This window comes from Nocardia sp. NPDC059228 (genome assembly GCF_042754245.1).
GTDB lineage: Bacteria > Actinomycetota > Actinomycetes > Mycobacteriales > Mycobacteriaceae > Nocardia.
The window spans coordinates 87,952-105,848 of record NZ_JBHZAL010000005.1 but is presented as its reverse complement, the minus strand read 5'-3'; the positions used below and the strand labels follow the sequence as shown (position 1 = coordinate 105,848).

Below are 17,897 nucleotides of genomic sequence, written 5' to 3'. Positions count from 1 at the left end.
GACAGCGAGTCCTTTCGAGGGATCGTGAGTGGAGAAAGGTGAAGCCGTTGCCCTGAAAGGGTTTTCGGTGTGCGGAGGGTTCCCCGCGTCCTCAGCGGACGCTCTTGATCGGCAGCACCGCGAGCGCGCCGAGGGCGGAGACGATGGCCGCTGTGGGATAGACCGCGCCGTAGCTGCCGGACAGGTGCACGATGGCGGCGGCGATGGCCGGGGCGAGCACGCTGGGCAGGGTGGTGGCGATATTGAGAATTCCCAGGTCCTTGGCGAAGTCGTCCTTCGCGGGCAGCACCTCGGAGACCAGTGCGATATCGACCGCGGTGAAAATGCCGAAGCCGATGGTCGTCACCGCGCCGGAGGCGAACAATCCGGCCACTGTCGGGGCGGCCAGTGGGATGAGCGTCGAGACCGCGACGATCAGCCCGCCCGCCAGCACCAGGGGTTTGCGGCGGCCGATGCGATCGGAGTACGGCCCCGCCACCACGATGGCCACCAGGAATCCGGGCAGGCCCACCACGCCGACCAGCGGCACCACCTTGGCGGCTTCGCCGGTGCTGAGTCCGATATAGCCCTGCGCGAGATACAGCTGATAGGTGAGCACCATGAAATAGCCGCCGAAGATGAACAGGCGCCCGAGGAAGGCCCAGCCGAAATCGGGATGTTCGCGAGGATCGACCCACAGGGCGGTGAGGAAGTCCCGCACCGAGAATCCGGGTCGCGGGATGCCGCGATTGTCAGCCTCCGGATTCACCGCGAGAAAGGCCACGACGATCACCAGGATCACGCCGGTCGCACTGAAGTAGCCCAGCGGAATGCGGTCGACGAACAGCGAGGCGAGAACCGGTCCGACAATGGCCGAGGCGATCGATCCCAATCCCGACAGCGTGGAATACCGGCCGCGCAGAGGAATTGGAATCCGGTCGGGAAGGATGGCCGACAGCGGTCCCGCCAGGGCGTTGAAACCGAATTGGATGGTCATGGCGGCCACCACCAGCCAGGCGATGGTGGTCGACAGTCCCGCGGTGATGAGCCCGGCCGCACCGATCAGCGCGCCGAGCAGAATCCACGGGGAGCGGGCCCCCGCCCGGGTGCGGGTGCGATCGGACAGCACGCCGATCAGCGGCTGGGCGACCATGGCGGCCACCGCGCCGGCCGCCTGCACCAGCGCCAGATTGCCGACCTTGGCGTCGGCGTCGACGGCCTGAACCTGAAGTGCCAGAAAGTATCCCGACACCGCGAAGCCCAATGCGGAGCTCGCGCTGGCGAAGGGTACCGAGGCCAGCAGTCGTTTCAGCGCGCGGTCGGCCGGGGGAGCGCTGTCGGGGGTGCGCACAACGGTGGTGGCGGCGAGCTTTTCGTCCATCTCGTGCCGCCCTAATCGCCGGCGGGGCATGGTGTTTCGGCCCGAGCGCCGAGCGCGTCATCGGCCAGCCGCCACATCTCCTCGACCTGATTGCGGAAGGTGTCGCGGGTGAACTCGGGCAGCGCGAAGACCAGGGGTTCATTGCGCAGGATCCCGTCGACGGCGGCGCGGGCCACATCGTGCGGTTCGATCGCCAGCGGAATCACTCCGGTGCCGAACGGTTCCCGCGCCCGCCGCCCGAAGCTGTCGGGCCGATTGCGCTGCGCGTCGAGGATGCGCGTCGCCGCTTGTCCCGGGCACAGCAGGGTGACGCCGATGCCGTCATCGGCCAGCTCGCTCCGCAGTCCGAGGGTGACGCCGACGACCGCGTGCTTGGTGGCGCTGTACAGCGCGCTGGTGGCGGTGTCCGGCAGGAACGCGTGCGTGGACGCGGTATTCATGACGTGCCGCCACCCGGTGGCCCGGCTCATGCGGGGGAGAAAGGCGTGCAGGCAGTTCAGCATCCCCTCCACATTCACCGACGACAGCCACCGCCAGTCGCCGATCGTCGCGTCGGCGACCGGCCCGAACAGCAGCACCCCCGCGTTGTTGCACAGCAGTTCGACCGATCCGAACTCCTCATAGCTCGCCGCGGCCAGCTCCGCCACCGACCCCGGATCCGCCACATCGACGCCGTAGCCGAGCGCCCGCACGCCACGATCCCGCAGCTCCGCGGCGGTCCGCCGGACACCGATCTCGTCGATGTCGGCGAGCACGACCGACATCCCGCGCGCGCCCAGTTCCGCCGCGAGCGCCGCGCCTATCCCGCCGGCCGCGCCGGTGACCACGGCGGTCCGGCCGCCGAGCAGATCTGATTCAGGCATGGGGTTCCTTCCTGGGTTTTCGCTCGTCTCCGCCATCCGAAGCAAGCAGACTGACTCATAAGTCGGTCAGCTTAGCCTGTTACCCCGATCACGTCGAGAGCGCGAGGATGGGCAGCACCTGCTTCGCTCGGTAACACCGGATGGGTTCGTCGTGTCTGCCTCGGAGGTTCCGGCAGATCCCGCAACCCCGGGCAGTAGGACGGCCGTTCGGCAGAGGCGCTCTTCTCGACGATCGCTCTTGTTCCGGATCCTGTCGCGCCACAAGCTATGTGAGGGCGAACACGCTGAACCTGGCGTGTGCGCGAGGTAGGGAGGTAGGCCGATGGTTGCGGTTTCGGTGCAGGAGGAGCTCGGCGTGCAGGTCGAGGCGACCGACAACGTCCGGCTGCCGCAATCGATACTGCGGCACGCGGTTTCGGCGGGACTGGAACCGCGACAGCTCACCCGGGATTCGGGGGTACCCACCTGGTCGATGAGCGACGGCGAGGAGTACCGCGTCCCCAGCGCCGGATACCTGCGCACCTGGGAGGTGGTCGAGCACGGGCTCGGCAACCCGGACGCGGCGCTCGATATCGCCGAGCGGTACGTCCTGGGCCAAGTGGGTTTGTACGACTACCTTTTCAGCACCGCGCCGACGCTGGGGGCCGGGCTGGAACTGTGCGGAACGTACCTGGGGGCCATCACCACGAACTTCCGCATGGAGCCGGGCCTCGAGACCGAGGAGGAGGTCACCTTCGAGATCGGCATGATCAATGGCGAGGGCCGCGGCCGGGAGCTGGCCGCGCAGTGGGGGCTGGCCGCGATCTTCACGCGCAGCAGGCTGGTCATGGACGGGCCGGTGAGCCCGGTCCGCATCGCCTTCCACCAGCGGGCGCCGCGCAACCACGACCGGCTGGTCGAGTTGTTCGGCACCGACGCCATCGATTTCGGCGCTCCCGCGGACAGCATCACGGTCAGTACCGCCGATCTGGTCCGCCCGCTGCGCACCGCGGACCCCCGGCTGGCCGAGATCCTCCAGCGGTACGCGGCCACCACCCAGCCCGTGGTGCCGCCGCGCGCCACCACCTGGACCGACCATCTGGGCCTGGTCATTTCCGCTGCCCTGGAGCAGGATTCGGTCACCATCGACCAGGTCGCCGCCCGCCTGTTCCTGAGCCGCCGCTCGCTGCAGCGGCGTCTGGCCGAGCACGGCACGACCTGGCGCACCGAGCTCGAGCGCGCCCGGCGCCGGCGGTACGAGCAGGCCGCGGCGGACGGCCCGCTCACCCGGTCGGAACAGGCGGAGCTACTCGGTTACAAGGATCTTCGGTCGGCCCGCCGCGCGGTGGAACGGTGGCAGGACTGACGCGCTCTCGTCCGGATTGGCACGTTTTTGCCTTGTGATTGGCGCAATCAGCCCTCGTCGACGGACCGGTCGTCCCATGAAACTGACGATGCGGGGGAGCCGAATCGAGTGGGTTGATGTCGAGCGAGGGACGTGTGGGACAGATAACGCTCCTTGGTGGAGTCGGTATTTCGGCCGATGGGCAGGTGAAACGGGTCGGTGGCCCGCGGGTGCGCATGCTGCTGGCGCTGCTCGCCCTGCAGCCCGGCCGGGCGACGACCTGTGACGCGCTGATCGGCGCCATCTGGGGTGACAGCCTGCCGGCCGATCCGGCGAATGCCCTGCAGACACTGGTGAAACGGCTGCGCGCGGTGCTGCCGGAGCACGCGGCGGTGGAATCGGACGGCGGCGGGTATCGGCTGCGCCTCGCGGCCGATGACATCGACATGCACCGCTTCACGCGCCTGGCCGAGAAGGGCATCGGCCGGTTTGCGGCCGGTGAGGTCGCCGCCGCCGCCCGGACCCTCGATGTCGCGTTCGGCCTGTGGCGCGGTGCGGCCTTCGCGGACCTGGCCGACCATCCGGACCTGTACTGGCACGCGGACCGGCTGAACCAGCTGCGCCTGCACGCGGTCGAGGCCCGCGCCGACGCCTACCTGGCACTGGGACGGGCACAGGAGCTGGTCGCCTCCCTCGAGGCGGAACTCCGCGACGAGCCGTTGCGAGAGTCCTTGGCGGTGCGGGTGATTCACGCGCTGACCGCCGCCGGCCGGTCCGGCCGGGCCCGGGAGGTCTTCGACGCCACCCGTACGCAGCTGCGCCGCGAGCTCGGTGTGCCGCCGTCTCGCGAGCTGGTCCTCGCTCTCGATCGCGGCGCGAGCCCTGCAACCGCTCCCACGCCTGCCCTGCCGGTCCGCCTGACCAGCCTGATCGGCCGCGAACCCGATCTGAACCGCCTTGCGGCCCTACTGCCCTCGGCCCGGCTGCTGACCCTGACCGGTCCCGGCGGGATCGGCAAGACCAGCCTCGCCCTGGAGGCTGCCACCCGTCTGGCCCCCCGCTGGCCGGACGGCTGCCGCCTGGTCGAGCTGGCCGCGATCGGCGACGCTGCCACCGCGGGCGAGCACCTGCTGGCCGGGCTCGGGCTGCGCGCCGAGCCGGATTCGCTGCACGCCTGCCCGATGCACCGCCCGGCCGTCGGCGCGAAGCTGCTGCTCGTCCTCGACAACTGCGAGCACGTGCTCGATATCGCGGAGCTGGTCGCGGACGTGCTCAGCCGCTGCCCCGACCTGACGGTGCTCGCCACCAGCCGCGAGCCCCTCGGCATCAATGGCGAAACCCTGTTCCCGGTGCGGCCTCTGGCGTCGCCGCCACCCGGATCGGCCCCCGCGGAGGCCCTCGGCTCCGCCGCGATACACCTGTTCCTCGACCGGGCCCGCGCCGTCCGATCCGGCTTCACCCTCACCGACGAGAACTACGAGACGATCGCCGCCATCTGCCGCCGCCTGGACGGCATCCCGCTGGCCCTGGAACTGGCCGCCGCCCGCGTCCACACCATGACCCCCGCCCAGATCCTGCGCCGCCTCGACGATCGTTTCCGCTTGCTCGCCGGCACCCGCTCCGCCGTGGAACGGCACCGCTCCCTCTACACCGCCATCGAATGGAGCTGGGACACCCTCGCCGCCCCCGAACGTCGCCTGGCCCAACGCCTCTGGCTGTTCCCGGACGGCGCGACCCTCGACACCCTGCAGGAGGTCGGCCCCGGCGACATCCTGGCCCCGCTGAGCCGCCTGGTGAACAAATCCCTGGTCGAGTTCGACGGCCGCCGCTACCGGATGCTGGAAACCATCCGGGCTTTCGTCGGTTCCACCGTCTGCTCCGAGCAGAGCGTCGCGTAGTCACCGGGATCGGGTGCGCCGGTACCGCATTCGATCAGACAGTCGCGGGTGAATCCTCCTTCTCCGAAGCGGTCGTGGCGGGCAGGGTGAAAACGGCTGCGACGCAGAGGATGCCGATGGCGAAGCAGGCGAGGGTGTACCAGAGGTTGCCGATGGGGTCGCCGTTGCGGGTGACTCCGCCGGTGGCGTCGAGGAAGTCGGGGAGGGCGGTGGCCCACAGGACGGCCATGACGAGCAGGTAGACCACGCTGTAGGCGCGGACGAACCGGTTGTCGTAGCCGGGGTCGGCCGATCCGGGCTGTCGCCGGCGCGTCCATTGGCGGTACATCAGCACGATCGCCGCCAGGGTGAGAACGATCAGTTCGAGCGCGTAGATGATGCCGCGGACGATCGTGCTGCCGGCTCCGAGCACGGTGGCGGGCAGCGGGAGGATGAAGGTTCCGAGTGAGGCCAGCAGGCCGATCACGATGGTGCGCCAGACCAGTTGGAGGCCGGTGAAGCGCTCGCCGCCGTCGACGCGGCGCCCGACGAACCAGTACACGCAGAACGCCAGCGACATCGGCCACAGCGCGGCGAAGACCACCACGCTCGGCAGCGGTACCGAATCGAACATGGGCTGGTTGAGCGGGTTCGAGGTCGACCACTCCCACCAGCGCAGCTGCGGCCCGATCTGATCGAAGATCTCGTAGAACGCGTGGTGCACGAATCCGACGCAGGCCGCCCCGGCGATCGCGCCGTAGGTCCGGAAGACCCCCAGCATGCGCACGATCTCGTACGCGAGCGTCGCCATGAACGGATAGATCGCCACGATATAGAGCGGCAACCGCCCCCAGAGGAAATCCACCGTGAAGACGTTGTGCGCGAACATCGTGTCCACATGCCCCGAAATACCGAACGCCGCGGGGAAATACAGCGGTGGCTCGATGATGAACAGGTACGCGGTGGCGCCGAACCACAGCACCAGGTTGGTGGGATCGCCGTGGCGGCGCAGCCGCACGATGGCCCACACCAGCGCGAGCACCGAGCCGAGGATCACGGTCAGCTCGAGGACGGGCAGCGTCCAGTTCTCCAGTGCCAGCGGGTTTCTAACCTCGACCAGCCCGCCCGCCGTGTCGCAGGAGAAGCCGAGCGATCGGGCGAGCTGGTCGAAGGTGGGTGCGCAGTGGCCGGTCATCAGTTCGCCTCCGCCCCGGTCGCCGCCGCGGTATACCAGCGCGTGACGTCGTATCCGTCGCGGTAGCGCTCGAACCACACATCGGCCAGCGCCGGCGTGTTCTCGTGTGCCGGATCATGGTTGGGCAGCTGGCTGCGGATGATGCCGCGCAGCGCGGTGAGCTGCTCGCCCAGCGGCAGGCTGTCGAAGGCCCGCGGCCCCGGCCCCGCGTAGGGCAGCGTGAAGCGCGGCAGCAGCTTGCCCAGCCGCTGCTGGTAGCGGTAAGTGGCGAACATCGACAGTGCGTCGATCTTCCGGTCCTCCAGCGGCACATGCTTATTGAACCCTGCACAAGCCATCCGGACGACCTTCAGCACATGCCGGAAGATGGACGGCGCCACCCGCATGCGATAGAGATCGCTGCCCACCAGCGAATCGAAGATGATGAGCGCGGAACTGCGGTGCTCGACCTCCTCGACGAAATGCCAGATGAACAGCGACGCGACCCGGTCGTCCCCGGGCCGGAACAGCGACGCCTCGTTGTCCAGCATGAGCTTGAAGACCGAGGTGAAGGTGGCTTCCAGATCGGCGGTGTAGGCCAGCCGGTACTTCAGCGGGGTGTTCGCGGTGAGCTTGTCGAATTCCGCGACCACCTCGTCGAGGGTCTCCTGCAATCCCGGGTAGGCGCGGATCAATCCGCGCACGTGCTGGCGGTGTGCGGTCGAATGCTGACCCTCCTGCCGCATGAAGGCGTCGGCCTCCTCGGCGACGGCGGGGTCGGTGAATTGCGGCTTGGCCTGCGTGATCATCTGCACGATCATCTTCTCGAAACCGATGGCCAGGAACGACACCGCGTTGGCCATGCTGGAGAACGCCGGGTTCTCGGGATTCCAGAGGAACGGCACGTCGTGCTCCTCGAACGCGAAAGTCAGCTTCCGCACAATCAAATCCGTCATGTCGGGCGATACCTCGTCTTCCGGAGGTGGATGGGTCCGGTGGCCCGGTCGCGCGCTCCGATGCCGCTGTGAACATACAAACATACACCAGCGCGTACAAGTGTATGATTGAAAGGCCCAGCTCAGACCGTATGCCGTACTGGACGGGACGATCCCGCGTGTTACGGTCGGGCCGTGGCACGAAGGCGCGGGTGGGGCGGGAGTCCGCCGGAGAACGACGAGGAGGCATCCCGTCGAATCGTCGCCGCCGCAGTCGAATTGATCGCGCGCACCGGTGCGGAGATCAGCATCGCGGACGTCGCGGAATCGCTCGGGGTGATCCGCCAGACCGTGTACCGGTACTTCCCCAGTGCGGACGCGCTCATGCGGGCCTCGGCCATCGCCTCGGTGGACGACTTCCTGGACCGGCTGGCCGCGCAGGTCAGCGGCATGACCGATCCGGTCGAGGCCATGACCGAGGGCGTCGTCTACACCCTCGCCGAGGTGCGCCGGACGCCGCACCTGGGCATCCTGCTGGCCGCCACCTACTCCAATGCCGACCCCGCCGGCATCACCTCCGCGGAGGCGCAGGCCTTCGGCATCACCATGATCAAACGCTTCGACGTGGACTGGCGGCACTACGGCTACGACGACGAATCCCTGCGCGAGCTGGTGGAATTCCTGCTGCGCACCATGCAGTCGTTCTTCATCTCGCCGGGCAATCCGCCGCGCGGAGACGCGGAGTTGCGGCGATACCTGCGTCGCTGGATGGGGTCGGCGATCATCGCCCAGGCGAGCACCGTGCCGGGTGCGCCGAACCGGCGGCCGTGATCGCGCCAGGTCATTCACTAGGCTGATTGGTTGTGTCGGATTCACGCTCGATGGAGGTTTCACGCTCCGGTGCAACGCTTTTCGTGCTCGCACTGAGTGCGTTGCTGGCGTTGGCGCTGGTGTTCACGACGGTCGATCCCTGGCTGGAGAAGGCGGGAATTCTCGCGGGCGGGCTCGATGTGCACATCTACCGCGAGGGCGCCTGGCGTTTGCTGCACGGGCATTCGTTGTATCGGGACGAGACCGTCGGGGGGCTGCTCTACACCTACACGCCGTTCTCGGCCATGGTGTTCATCCCGGGGCTCGCCGTGCCCGCGGCCTGGATCACCGATGCGTTCCTGCTGGTGAATCTCGGTGTGCTGTATGCCTGTGTCCTGCTGTGCTGGCGGATGCTCGGCTATCGGATGAGCACCCGCGTGGCGAGTGTCGGTGCGCTGCTGGCGATTACGTGCACCTTCCTCGAACCGGTGCGCACCACACTGTTCTACGGGCAGATCAACCTGGTGCTCATGCTGCTGGTGCTGTGGGACTTCGCGCGGCCCGAGGGCGGGCGGCTGCGTGGCCTCGGCGTCGGGGTGGCCGCCGGGGTCAAACTGGTACCGGGCTTCTTCATCGTGCAGTATCTGGTGCTGCGCCAATGGCGTTCGGCCGCGACGGCGTCGGTGACGGTGGCGGCGACGGTCGCCCTGGCCTGGCTCGTCTCGCCGGGTGATTCGCGCGAATACTGGTTCTCGACCTTCTTCCACTCCGAGCGCATCGCGCCCGACACCGAGCCGGCCAACCAGTCGGTCCGCGGCGTGCTCGCGCACCTGACCGGGGGTGGCGCGCCCGTCTGGTTGTGGCTGATCCTCGGGGGCGTGGTGGCGGGTGTGGGCCTGACGCTCGTCGCCGTGCTGGACCGCTGCGGCGAGCGGCTGCTCGCGGTCACGCTGGGCGGGATGACGGCCTGTGCGGTGTCGCCGTTCTCGTGGGGACACCACTGGGTGTGGTTCGTCCCGCTACTGGTCCATCTCGTGCACCGGGCGCAGACCCGGCCGCTGTGGTGGCTCGCGGCGGCGCTGCTGTTCGTGGCCACCGGGGCGTGGACGTACCAGTGGACTCCGGGTTTCGCCTCGGTCGGCGTCTTCGTCCTGCCCAAACCCTGGCACACCGAGCCGATTCTGGAGAACGCCCACGTGATCGTGTACGTGTTCGCCCTGCTCTACGGCCTGTCGGTGGCACGCCGCGCCGAGGTCGAGCGGCCCCGGGCAGCGGTTGCGGATCCGATCCGCGTCGGCTGACATACACGAGATTCGGGGCGGGCCATGGTCGATGATCGAATACTCCGATTTATTCATCGTGATTTGCCGTGACGATGCGGTACCGGAGACGGGATAGCCTGGGAAATTCATGGCAAACTCCCTGCCGCGGTGAAAGGTGCGGTCCGGCGGCGAATTTTGTTCCTTTCCAAGGCTTTTCCCGGACTATTCCGGCAGGAATGGATGTGATTGCCATCCGTCCAGTCTCCGGCAACGAATAGGTGATCAGCGCCGTTGTCGGTTCAGGTACGAACCGACTGGTAACGGTTATTCGCATTTTCCACAAAGGAGGAAAGGCCCATGATTCCGCACTTCATCGGCGACTTCATCGACGCTGTGAACACCCTCATCGCGAAGTGGTTCCTCCCGTAGAGCCGCCGGCCCGGGGAGGTCCGCCGCCCCGGGCCACCGATCCCACGCGTGCTACCGTGCCCCGGAACAGGAGGGCGCACATGGTGAAAAATGTTGTGGCACAGGTTGTGGGCGGGGTCAATGCCGGTATCGTGGCGCTGACCAAGCTTCCGGTGATCGGCCCGCTCATGGGCCGCGGATTCGTCGTCATCACCTACACCGGGCGCCGCTCGGGCAAGACTTTCTCCACGCCGGTCAACTACTGGCGTTCGGGCGACGAACTCGTCATCGGCGTCGGCATGCCGGACAAGAAGAGCTGGTGGCGCAACTTCCAGGGCGAGGGCGGGCCGATCTCGTTGCACCTGAACGGCGTCGACCGCACGGGCCACGCGGTGACCCAGCGCGACAACGGCCGCGTCTCGGTGCGGGTCACCCTCGACGACAAGGCCTGAGCGCCACCGCGGCCGGGCCGCGGCCCATTTCGGCAATACAGTGACTGCATGAACATCTGCGTGTTTCTGTCGGCCGCCGACCTCGACGAGCGCTACACCGGGCCCGCCCGCGAGTTCGCGGAGTTGATCGGGAAGGGCGGGCACACGCTGGTGTGGGGCGGGTCCGAAGCCGGGTTGATGAAGATCGTTGCCGATGGGGTGCAGAACAGCGGCGGCAGGCTGGTCGGGGTGTCGGCGGAGTTCCTGCGCGGCGGGGCGCGTGCCAATGCCGACGAGATGATCATCGCCCCCGATCTGGCCGCGCGGAAGGCGAAGCTGCTCGAGCTCGCCGACTGCGTGGTCATCATGGTCGGCGGCACCGGGACCCTCGACGAGGCCACCGCGATCCTCGAGATGAAAAAGCACCGGATGCACCGGAAGCCGGTGGTCCTGCTGAACACCGCCGGGTTCTACGACGGGCTGATGCAGCAGTTCCAGCGCATGGAGGCCGAGGGCTTCCTGCCGGTGCCGCTGGCCGACCTCGTGTACTTCGCCACCGACGGTGCGCACGCCATGGCCTATCTCGAGGACGCGGTGCGCCGCCGCTGAGCGTCTTCCCGGGCGGATTCGCGTTGCCCCACCGCAGCCTCCGTGCCAGCCTGGTTGCAGTGGGACATCTGCCCGGGCATATCGATGTGCGTCCGGCCGGGTGCTCGAGGAGGCAGCCGTGAAGGACCGGGCAGGACTCGGGGAGCACTCGACGCTGCGCGTCACCGTCGACTTCACCGACGCGGCCCATCGGTCGCTAGGGGTGGGCTGGTCGGTGGACGCGGCGGCCTACCGGCGGTTCGAGTCAGCGCGAATCTTCCTGGTGGCGATCGGTTCCCGGCCCTGCCGGACCTATCTGGGGCTGGTCGACGGGCAGGATCGAACCTCGATCCAGCTGCCCGAGGCGCTCCCCGCCGGCGCATACGCCATCGACATCGACGCCTACGGTAGTGCCAGCTGGGGCGACGGCCGGCTGGACGCCCGCGGGCGCAGCCCGGTCTTCACCGTCGAGCCCGAGGCGGCCGAATCCGCCGGTGCCGATTAGCACGGTGCGTCGGGCAGCCCGGGGTGGGCGGCGAAGTCGACCGGACCGAGCAGGTCGGCCACCTGGCACAGTTGCCCTGCGAACCGGGGAATCAGGTTCGGGTCCTTCAGCTTTCCGCCGGGCGCGCAGGTGAGCAGCTCGTTGCCGACCAGGCTCCACTGCGGTACCGCGCCCGCGATGTGCGCGGCGACCAGTGCCGGTCCGACCATGGTCTTGGCGTGCGCCGGGGCCATCGCATCGATCCGGAATCGGGCGTCGAACAGCACATTGCCGGTGGCGGTCGGCTTGTCGCCGAACAGGGCCCGGCCGAACTGCGACATCAGCCCGCGCTGCCGCACCGCGAGGGCGGGATGCGGCCGGTCCAGCAGCACCAGCGCCACCAGGTGGTGGTGCGTGGTGGTGGTCGTGGATTCGCCTGTGCTCGAGGTGGTTTCGTACGAGTACTCGGCGACCGTCACCCAGCGCCCGCCGACCTGTCCGGTCAGGGTGACGCCGAGCCCGCGGGGATTGCGTCCCGGGAGCCGCGCGGTCCATGGAGCGAACGATCGTTCCTGGAATGTCCAGCCATTGACCATGGCCCAATCCCGCAATCGCGCCTTCCGATCCCGTTCGGCCAGAATCGCGATGGGCAGCAACACCATCAGCAGTACCAGCGGGATCCCCAACAACACACCGAAGACAAGCACCGCCGCCTCCATCCCCGTCCCCCTTCCACCGGTATTCGGTCCCGTGGGGCTCGAACTGTTCGCGGTGCCAGCCTTCGTGTGAACCCTTCTGGTTCGCTTAACAGATCATTGCGCCGCAGGGATATCAACATCTTGTTGAATGCGACTCGTGACGCACCCGACCCGTACCGCGGCGGCGACCTCATCCGCGTCGAACTGGCCTAGCGCGCATTCCGATCCGGCCCAGTGCCGCAATCTGATTCGGGGGGACCCGATCCCTCGGCAGCGGCTATGCTGCTCGGCGAACCGCCGCGCCAGGAACAGGGAGCGGGGGAGGATCGAGGGGAGCGGCCGGGTTCGGCCGTGGAGTGAAAGGCACAACAGGATATGCGGGGTGGATGGGCCAAGCGGGGCCTGGCGGGAGCCGCGGTGGCCGTATTGCTGCCGTTCGGGGCATTGACGGCCGGACCGGCTGCGGCAGACACGAATCCGGATGCGTTCGACTTCTACGTCGACTCGAGCATGGGTTCGATCAAGTCCCGGATCGTGCGCGCGGCCGACGGAAATACCGACCGGGTGGTGTACCTGCTCGATGGCGAGCGCGCGCAGAACGACTACAACGGCTGGGAGATTCACACCAGCATTCCGGCCGCGCTGGCCAGGTTCAATATCAATGTGGTGATGCCGGTCGGCGGCGAATCCAGCTTCTATCAGGACTGGGATGCCCCGAGCAGCTTCGGCGGCGCCAATCCCGATGCGTCGCTGTTCCCGAGCCGGGATTCCGGTTCGGCGGTCGCGGGCTGGGACGAGACCTCCGGCAAGTCCTACACCTACCAGTGGGAGACCTTCCTCTCCCAGAACCTGCGTGACGCGCTGCGAGATCGACTGGGGTTCAGTGACTCTCGCAACGGAATCTTCGGATTGTCCAGTGGCGGCAGCGCGGCCCTGCTGATGGCGGCCTACCACCCCGGCCAGTTCAACTACGCCGGTTCGCTGTCGGGTTACCTGTACATGTCGGCGCCCGGCATGCGTGACGCCCTGCGCCTGGCCCTGCTCGCGGCCGGCGGCTACAACATCGATTCCATGGCCGCCGCGGGCAGCGCCAAGTGGCAGCGGATGGACCCGTACGGCTTCGTCCAGCAGCTGATCGACAACAACACCCGCCTCTACATCGCCGCGGGCAGCGCCGTCCCCGCCCAGCAGGACCTGTCCTCCGCGGACGCGGTCATCCAGGGCATGCCCCTGGAAGGCATCGCCCTGGCCAACACCAAGGCTTTCCAGTCCCGCCTGCAGTCCCTCGGCTACGACAACGTCAGCTACGACTTCCCGAGCATCGGCGTCCACAACTGGGGCAACTGGGAGCAGGTCGCCAACCGCATGCTCCCCGACATCGCCCAGCACATCGGCAAGCCCCTCCCCCCGGGCGCCCAGCCCGCCCAACCCCCGGCCGACGCCCCGCCCGGCGCCCAGCCCCCGAACGGCGCCCCGCCCGCCGGACCCCCAGCCCCGCAAAACTGACCGGGCCAACTGAATCGACAACGCCGAACCGAGAGACCCGCCGCCGTCCGAGCATTCGGGCGGGGCGGGTCACTTCTTGTCAGCTCGGCACGCGCGAATTGTGTGGCCATGGTGGGGGATCGGTCGATAGCGTGCAGCCGATTCACCGGTGGGCGGACCATCCTCGAACTGTGGGTGCCGGCCGACGAGCTGGAAGAGTTCGATGAGGACCTGGTGGGCCCGATCGAAGTCGTTCACGAATTCCGTTGATACACGGCCGAGTCCGGGCCCGGAGGCCCGGCTCGATCGAGTTCTAGTGGGTTTGGGTGGGGTCGGGGGCGGCCTTGATGGGGGTGTCGTTGGGCCAGCCCCAGCGGGTTTCGAGGTGGACGGTGGTGGTGGCGGGGGGTGCGTCGATGTACGGGGTGAGTTTTTGGAGCTCGCCCCAGTCTCGGGTCCAGTCGTGGTTGAGGTAGGCGGGGACGGGCTGGGAGCGGAGGAGGAGGCTGGACCAGCCGAGGGGGCCGCCGCCGGTGTCGCCCTGCCAGGTTTCGGAGACCTGGGCGTTCAGTTTGTCAGGGAGAATGCGCCAGGACGGGAGCTGGGCGATGCCGTCGCGGTGGTCGAAAGGGTGCTGGCACGGGAAGGCCAGGCCGACATGGAAATCGGTCAGGACCGGGGTGTCGTGGCCGACGACGGTGTCGAGGGCGGCCAGGTGGGGCAGGCGGGGTGGGGTGAGGGCGAGCCATTGCTTGCCGGTCGGGTCGTCGGTGGTGGCCACCAGGCGAATCGCGGTGGTCCGGGCGGGGATTCGGTCCAGGGGGATGGGCAGGTTGCGCCAACCGGGGGCGCCGCCGATTGTCGGGGGCGTCAGAGTGCCGAGGGGTTCGATGGTGCCGTCGTCGGATCGGTGGGCGAACTCGAGGTGTAGTTGAGCGCCGTCGATCCGGTGGCCCTGCTCCTCACCGGCGATGCGGCCGGCCACGGTCAGCACCAGGATGTGGTAGCTGGAATCCCGTTGCGCCGCAGCGAGATCCATGCGGTACCACTGGGTGGTGAGATGCGCGGGCTGCGGTTGGCCCGTGGTGTAGCTGCCCAGGATGGGCGTCAGCTTCGGGTCGAGGCCGTAGGGCAGGGCGATGGTGCTGCCGTTGATGCCGGGGTCGGCCTTGGACTTGTCCGTGGGGCCGCCGCCGGGCGGGGGAGTGGCCTGTTGCTGACCGCCACCGCCGGGGCCGCCGCTGCCGCCACCCGGACCGCTGCCACCGCCGGGGCCACCGCCCTCGGGCGCGAGGTCTCCGACGCCATTGGCGGTGAATCCGCTGTTGTCCGCGGCGAGTCCGTCGGCTGGGGTGCCGGTGTAGGGCGTGAGCACGGATTCCTCGGACTTGGTCTCCACGAGCACGTCATCGGCCATGGAGCATGGTTTTCCTTGCAGGGCCAGCAGATTCGACAGCGCGACCGAGTACGCGGGGTACTGCGTCCACGCCGCCGAGGCCATGGTCGCCACCTCGAACAGCACCACCAGGGCGGCGGCGAGCGTGAGCGGTCGGATGGCGATTCGATCGAAAACCCGTGCCGCCGAGCCGTTTCCTGCCGGTCGAAAGGGCTCGCGGAAGTACTGCCAGGCCGCCACCAGCAGGCACAACGCGCCCAGCCCGAGGATCAGCGAGGCGACGCTGGTACCGCCCGCCACGGGTGCGCGATCCGGCCAGCGCACGCCGTAGCCGGACACGTACCACCAGCCGTTGGAGCCGGTGAAGCAGAACGCCACCAGGATCAGCACCGCCGCCGCGAACAGCGAGCGCAGGTACGGCAGCCGGATTCCCTTGCCGCCCACCGCGACCGCCGTGACCGCGGCCAGTGCACCCGCCAGCCCGGCATAGACACCGAAGTGATGGGTCCACTTGGTCGGCGTGAAGGCCATGAGCAGCGGTGACATGACGGCGATGCCGAGCACCCGCGCCACCGGCCCGCGGGCGGTCTCCGGAATCCGGCCGCCCTTGCGCAACGCCACCGCGACGCAGACAACCAGGCACAGCAGCATGGCGAGCACGCCGAAGCGCCGCGACAGGGAGCCGTCCGGGGTCAGGGAGAGCAGCGAGATCCAGCGGGTGGGTTCGTCCGGCCAGGACAGGTCGGGGCCCACCAGCTTTCGCACCCGGGTGGCCTCGGCGACCGACGCCAGGGTCTGATCCGCGAAGACCACCGTCAGGACCAGGGTGCCCGCCGTCAGCACCGGAGCGATGCGCGCGAGCAGGGCCGGGAGCCCTCCGGCTTCCGCGCGCACCTGGGTGAGGAGAATCCGCAGCACGCGTCGTGAGCCGGCGAAAAGTGCTGCCAGGCAGATCAATCCGGACGGTCCCGCCGCCAGCGAGAACGCGGCGATCAGCACCGCGACAGCGGCGGGCAGCAAGCGCCCGGTGGCGATCGCGCGTTCGATGGAGCACCAGGTCAGCAACGCACCCAGCGCGATCAGGGGCTCCGGCCGCAGACCGTTGTTGAACGGCAGCCACAGCGCCAGGAACACCAGCGCGGCCGCCCAGCGCGGACCCGACGCGGCGCGCACCCGGGAACCGAGGCGCGGCAGCACCTCCCGGCTGATCACCCACCAGCACAGCACCGCGGCCAGCAGCGCCGGCAACCGCATCCAGACACCGGCATCGGTGACCCGGGTCATCTGCGCCAGCAGTTCGTACGGCCATCCGAAGGGCGCTTCCGCCACCCCGTACCACCGGTAGTAGTTCGCGGTGTATCCCGCGTACTCGGATACCCGCGCCATGGTGAGGATGTAACCGTCGTCGGAGGTATTGGCCCCGATCACATGCCAGACACCCAGCGTCGCGAGCACGACCGCATCGGTGAGCGTGAACCGCCACCAGCGCGCCGGCAGGAACCGTCGCCTGCGTCTGCCGTCCGCCGCATCCATGAAGTACAGGCAGACCAGCGCGACGAGGGTGCACAGCACCGCGCCCGCCATAGCCGCCAGCTTCAGCACGCTCGGGCTCGACGAGAACCGCGAATCCACCTCGGCGTGCAACGTGGCATTACTCAGCCGCGTCCGATCCAGATCGGTGTACACGCCGACGATCTGGGGCCGCACATCCCGCGCGATCCTGGTCCGGAACGGCGAACCGTCCGACTTGGTCAACCCGGTCAACTCGGCGGTGGTGACCTCCGCACTCGAATGCACAACCAGCGCACCGCAACCGGCGTGCGGCACAAGATTCGGATTCGACCCGCTCCCGGCCCCGGGCCCGGCCGCCGTACCGGGATCGGTGCTACCGGCGGGCGGCAGCGGCGCATCCGCCGGCAGGGTGGCTGCCGGCGGCGTCGCCCCCGGCGGCGGTGTCGAGCCCGGCGGCGGAGTCGCTCCGACAGGTGGATTCGCGCCCGGCGGAGGTGTGGCACCAGGCGGCGTGGTTGCTCCTCGCGCCGGATTCGAGCCCGCTACCGGCGTGGCTCCCGCGAGCGGCATGGCCACTGGCGGTGGTGTCGCTCCGGCAGGCGGATTCGCGCCTGAGGGCGGTGTCGCTCCCAGAGCCGGGCTCGCGCCCGAGGGTTGTGCAGCGCCGGGTGCAGTGTTCGCGCCGGACGGTTGTGCGGCTCCGGGTGCGGGATTCGCGCCCGGCGGCGGTGTGGCGCCGGGCGTGGGGTTCGTGTTGGCGGGCGGTGTGGCTCCGGGTGTCGGGGTCGGCGTGGTGCCGGATTGCGGGGTGACGCTGGAGGGGGAGGTGGTGGCCGGGTCGGAAGCTGTTGCGACGCCGGTCATTTCGAAGATCGAGGCGGTGAGCAGTGGGACGCTGCGGAGCGTCACGGAGAGGGTGCGGCCGGTGCCCGGCCGGTCCTCGACGCGGGCGATCAGCCCCTTGGCGGCGGCGCCCGGAGCCTGTGCGGGCACCGTGGACAGCACTGTCCCGCTGGTCATGTCCCGCAGCACCGCGCACGGCACGCTCATATCCATCGACAGCGGCACGTAATCCACCAGCGGCGCGGTCATCTGAACCGCCTGTGCCTGTGGCCAATCGAGGCCGGCCCGATCCTGCCGGACCGGCAGCAGCGGTGTGAGCACCGCCAGCAGAACACCGAGCACCCCCGCCACGAGGGCGATCAGTCGAATTGGAAAAACTCCCCCGGAAACTGAACGCACGAACGCCGATGCTAGCCATAGCCTCCGCGAAACTCATCGCGGAATATT

Annotated in this window: 15 protein-coding genes; 9 read left to right on the top strand and 6 right to left on the bottom strand. The window is 68.7% G+C overall.

Annotated features, from left to right (window positions below):
• Window positions 1-91: 91 nt before the first annotated feature.
• The gene (locus tag ACFXKA_RS10735; protein WP_354835646.1) at window positions 92-1,360 is read right to left on the bottom strand and encodes an MFS transporter; all 1,269 of its coding nucleotides are present in this window, start codon (window positions 1,358-1,360) and stop codon (window positions 92-94) included.
• A gap of 11 nt (window positions 1,361-1,371) precedes the next feature.
• Window positions 1,372-2,223, bottom strand: coding sequence for an SDR family oxidoreductase (locus ACFXKA_RS10730; protein ID WP_379426998.1), 852 nt, complete (start codon window positions 2,221-2,223; stop codon window positions 1,372-1,374).
• 322 nt (window positions 2,224-2,545) lie between these two features.
• Here ACFXKA_RS10730 and ACFXKA_RS10725 point away from each other — a divergent pair, with 322 nt between their 5' ends.
• Both ACFXKA_RS10725 and ACFXKA_RS10720 read left to right on the top strand, forming a co-directional pair.
• Window positions 2,546-3,568 (top strand): AraC family transcriptional regulator ligand-binding domain-containing protein, encoded by a 1,023-nt coding sequence (locus ACFXKA_RS10725; protein WP_379426997.1) that lies wholly within the window; start codon window positions 2,546-2,548, stop codon window positions 3,566-3,568.
• A 185-nt stretch (window positions 3,569-3,753) separates the two neighbouring features.
• The gene (locus ACFXKA_RS10720) at window positions 3,754-5,445 is read left to right on the top strand and encodes a BTAD domain-containing putative transcriptional regulator (protein WP_379426996.1); all 1,692 of its coding nucleotides are present in this window, start codon (window positions 3,754-3,756) and stop codon (window positions 5,443-5,445) included.
• A 34-nt stretch (window positions 5,446-5,479) separates the two neighbouring features.
• Here ACFXKA_RS10720 and ACFXKA_RS10715 read toward each other — a convergent pair whose 3' ends face one another.
• Entirely contained in the window at window positions 5,480-6,619 is a 1,140-nt protein-coding gene (locus tag ACFXKA_RS10715) for a hypothetical protein (protein ID WP_379426995.1), read from the bottom strand.
• Window positions 6,619-7,554 (bottom strand): metal-dependent hydrolase, encoded by a 936-nt coding sequence (locus tag ACFXKA_RS10710; RefSeq protein ID WP_379426994.1) that lies wholly within the window; start codon window positions 7,552-7,554, stop codon window positions 6,619-6,621. The genes ACFXKA_RS10715 and ACFXKA_RS10710 overlap by 1 nt, the downstream gene beginning before the upstream one ends.
• 174 nt (window positions 7,555-7,728) lie before the next feature.
• On the opposite strand from ACFXKA_RS10710, the gene ACFXKA_RS10705 reads away from it, so the two are divergent.
• The 5 genes from ACFXKA_RS10705 (at window position 7,729) to ACFXKA_RS10685 (ending at window position 11,537) form a co-directional block, all read left to right on the top strand.
• Entirely contained in the window at window positions 7,729-8,364 is a 636-nt protein-coding gene (locus ACFXKA_RS10705; protein ID WP_379426993.1) for a TetR/AcrR family transcriptional regulator, read from the top strand.
• Window positions 8,365-8,447: 83 nt separating this feature from the next.
• Complete coding sequence (locus ACFXKA_RS10700) at window positions 8,448-9,644, top strand: glycosyltransferase 87 family protein (RefSeq protein ID WP_379426992.1); 1,197 nt, start codon at window positions 8,448-8,450, stop codon at window positions 9,642-9,644.
• A 473-nt stretch (window positions 9,645-10,117) separates the two neighbouring features.
• Window positions 10,118-10,465 (top strand): nitroreductase/quinone reductase family protein, encoded by a 348-nt coding sequence (locus tag ACFXKA_RS10695; RefSeq protein ID WP_379427212.1) that lies wholly within the window; start codon window positions 10,118-10,120, stop codon window positions 10,463-10,465.
• A 48-nt stretch (window positions 10,466-10,513) separates the two neighbouring features.
• Entirely contained in the window at window positions 10,514-11,053 is a 540-nt protein-coding gene (locus ACFXKA_RS10690; RefSeq protein WP_354835627.1) for a TIGR00730 family Rossman fold protein, read from the top strand.
• A gap of 118 nt (window positions 11,054-11,171) precedes the next feature.
• Window positions 11,172-11,537: a hypothetical protein gene (locus ACFXKA_RS10685; protein ID WP_354835625.1), complete on the top strand. Its 366-nt coding sequence runs from the start codon at window positions 11,172-11,174 to the stop codon at window positions 11,535-11,537.
• Here the strand turns inward: ACFXKA_RS10685 and ACFXKA_RS10680 are convergent.
• Entirely contained in the window at window positions 11,534-12,223 is a 690-nt protein-coding gene (locus ACFXKA_RS10680; protein ID WP_379426991.1) for a hypothetical protein, read from the bottom strand. The genes ACFXKA_RS10685 and ACFXKA_RS10680 overlap by 4 nt on opposite strands.
• A 366-nt stretch (window positions 12,224-12,589) precedes the next feature.
• Between ACFXKA_RS10680 and ACFXKA_RS10675 the strand changes: the two genes are divergently transcribed.
• Window positions 12,590-13,720: an alpha/beta hydrolase gene (locus ACFXKA_RS10675; protein WP_379426990.1), complete on the top strand. Its 1,131-nt coding sequence runs from the start codon at window positions 12,590-12,592 to the stop codon at window positions 13,718-13,720.
• A gap of 108 nt (window positions 13,721-13,828) precedes the next feature.
• On the top strand, window positions 13,829-13,969 hold the full coding sequence (locus ACFXKA_RS10670; RefSeq protein WP_379426989.1) for a hypothetical protein: 141 nt from the start codon (window positions 13,829-13,831) through the stop codon (window positions 13,967-13,969).
• Window positions 13,970-14,012: 43 nt separating this feature from the next.
• On the opposite strand, the gene ACFXKA_RS10665 is transcribed toward ACFXKA_RS10670, so the two are convergent.
• Complete coding sequence (locus ACFXKA_RS10665) at window positions 14,013-17,849, bottom strand: arabinosyltransferase domain-containing protein (protein ID WP_379426988.1); 3,837 nt, start codon at window positions 17,847-17,849, stop codon at window positions 14,013-14,015.
• Window positions 17,850-17,897: the final 48 nt, after the last annotated feature.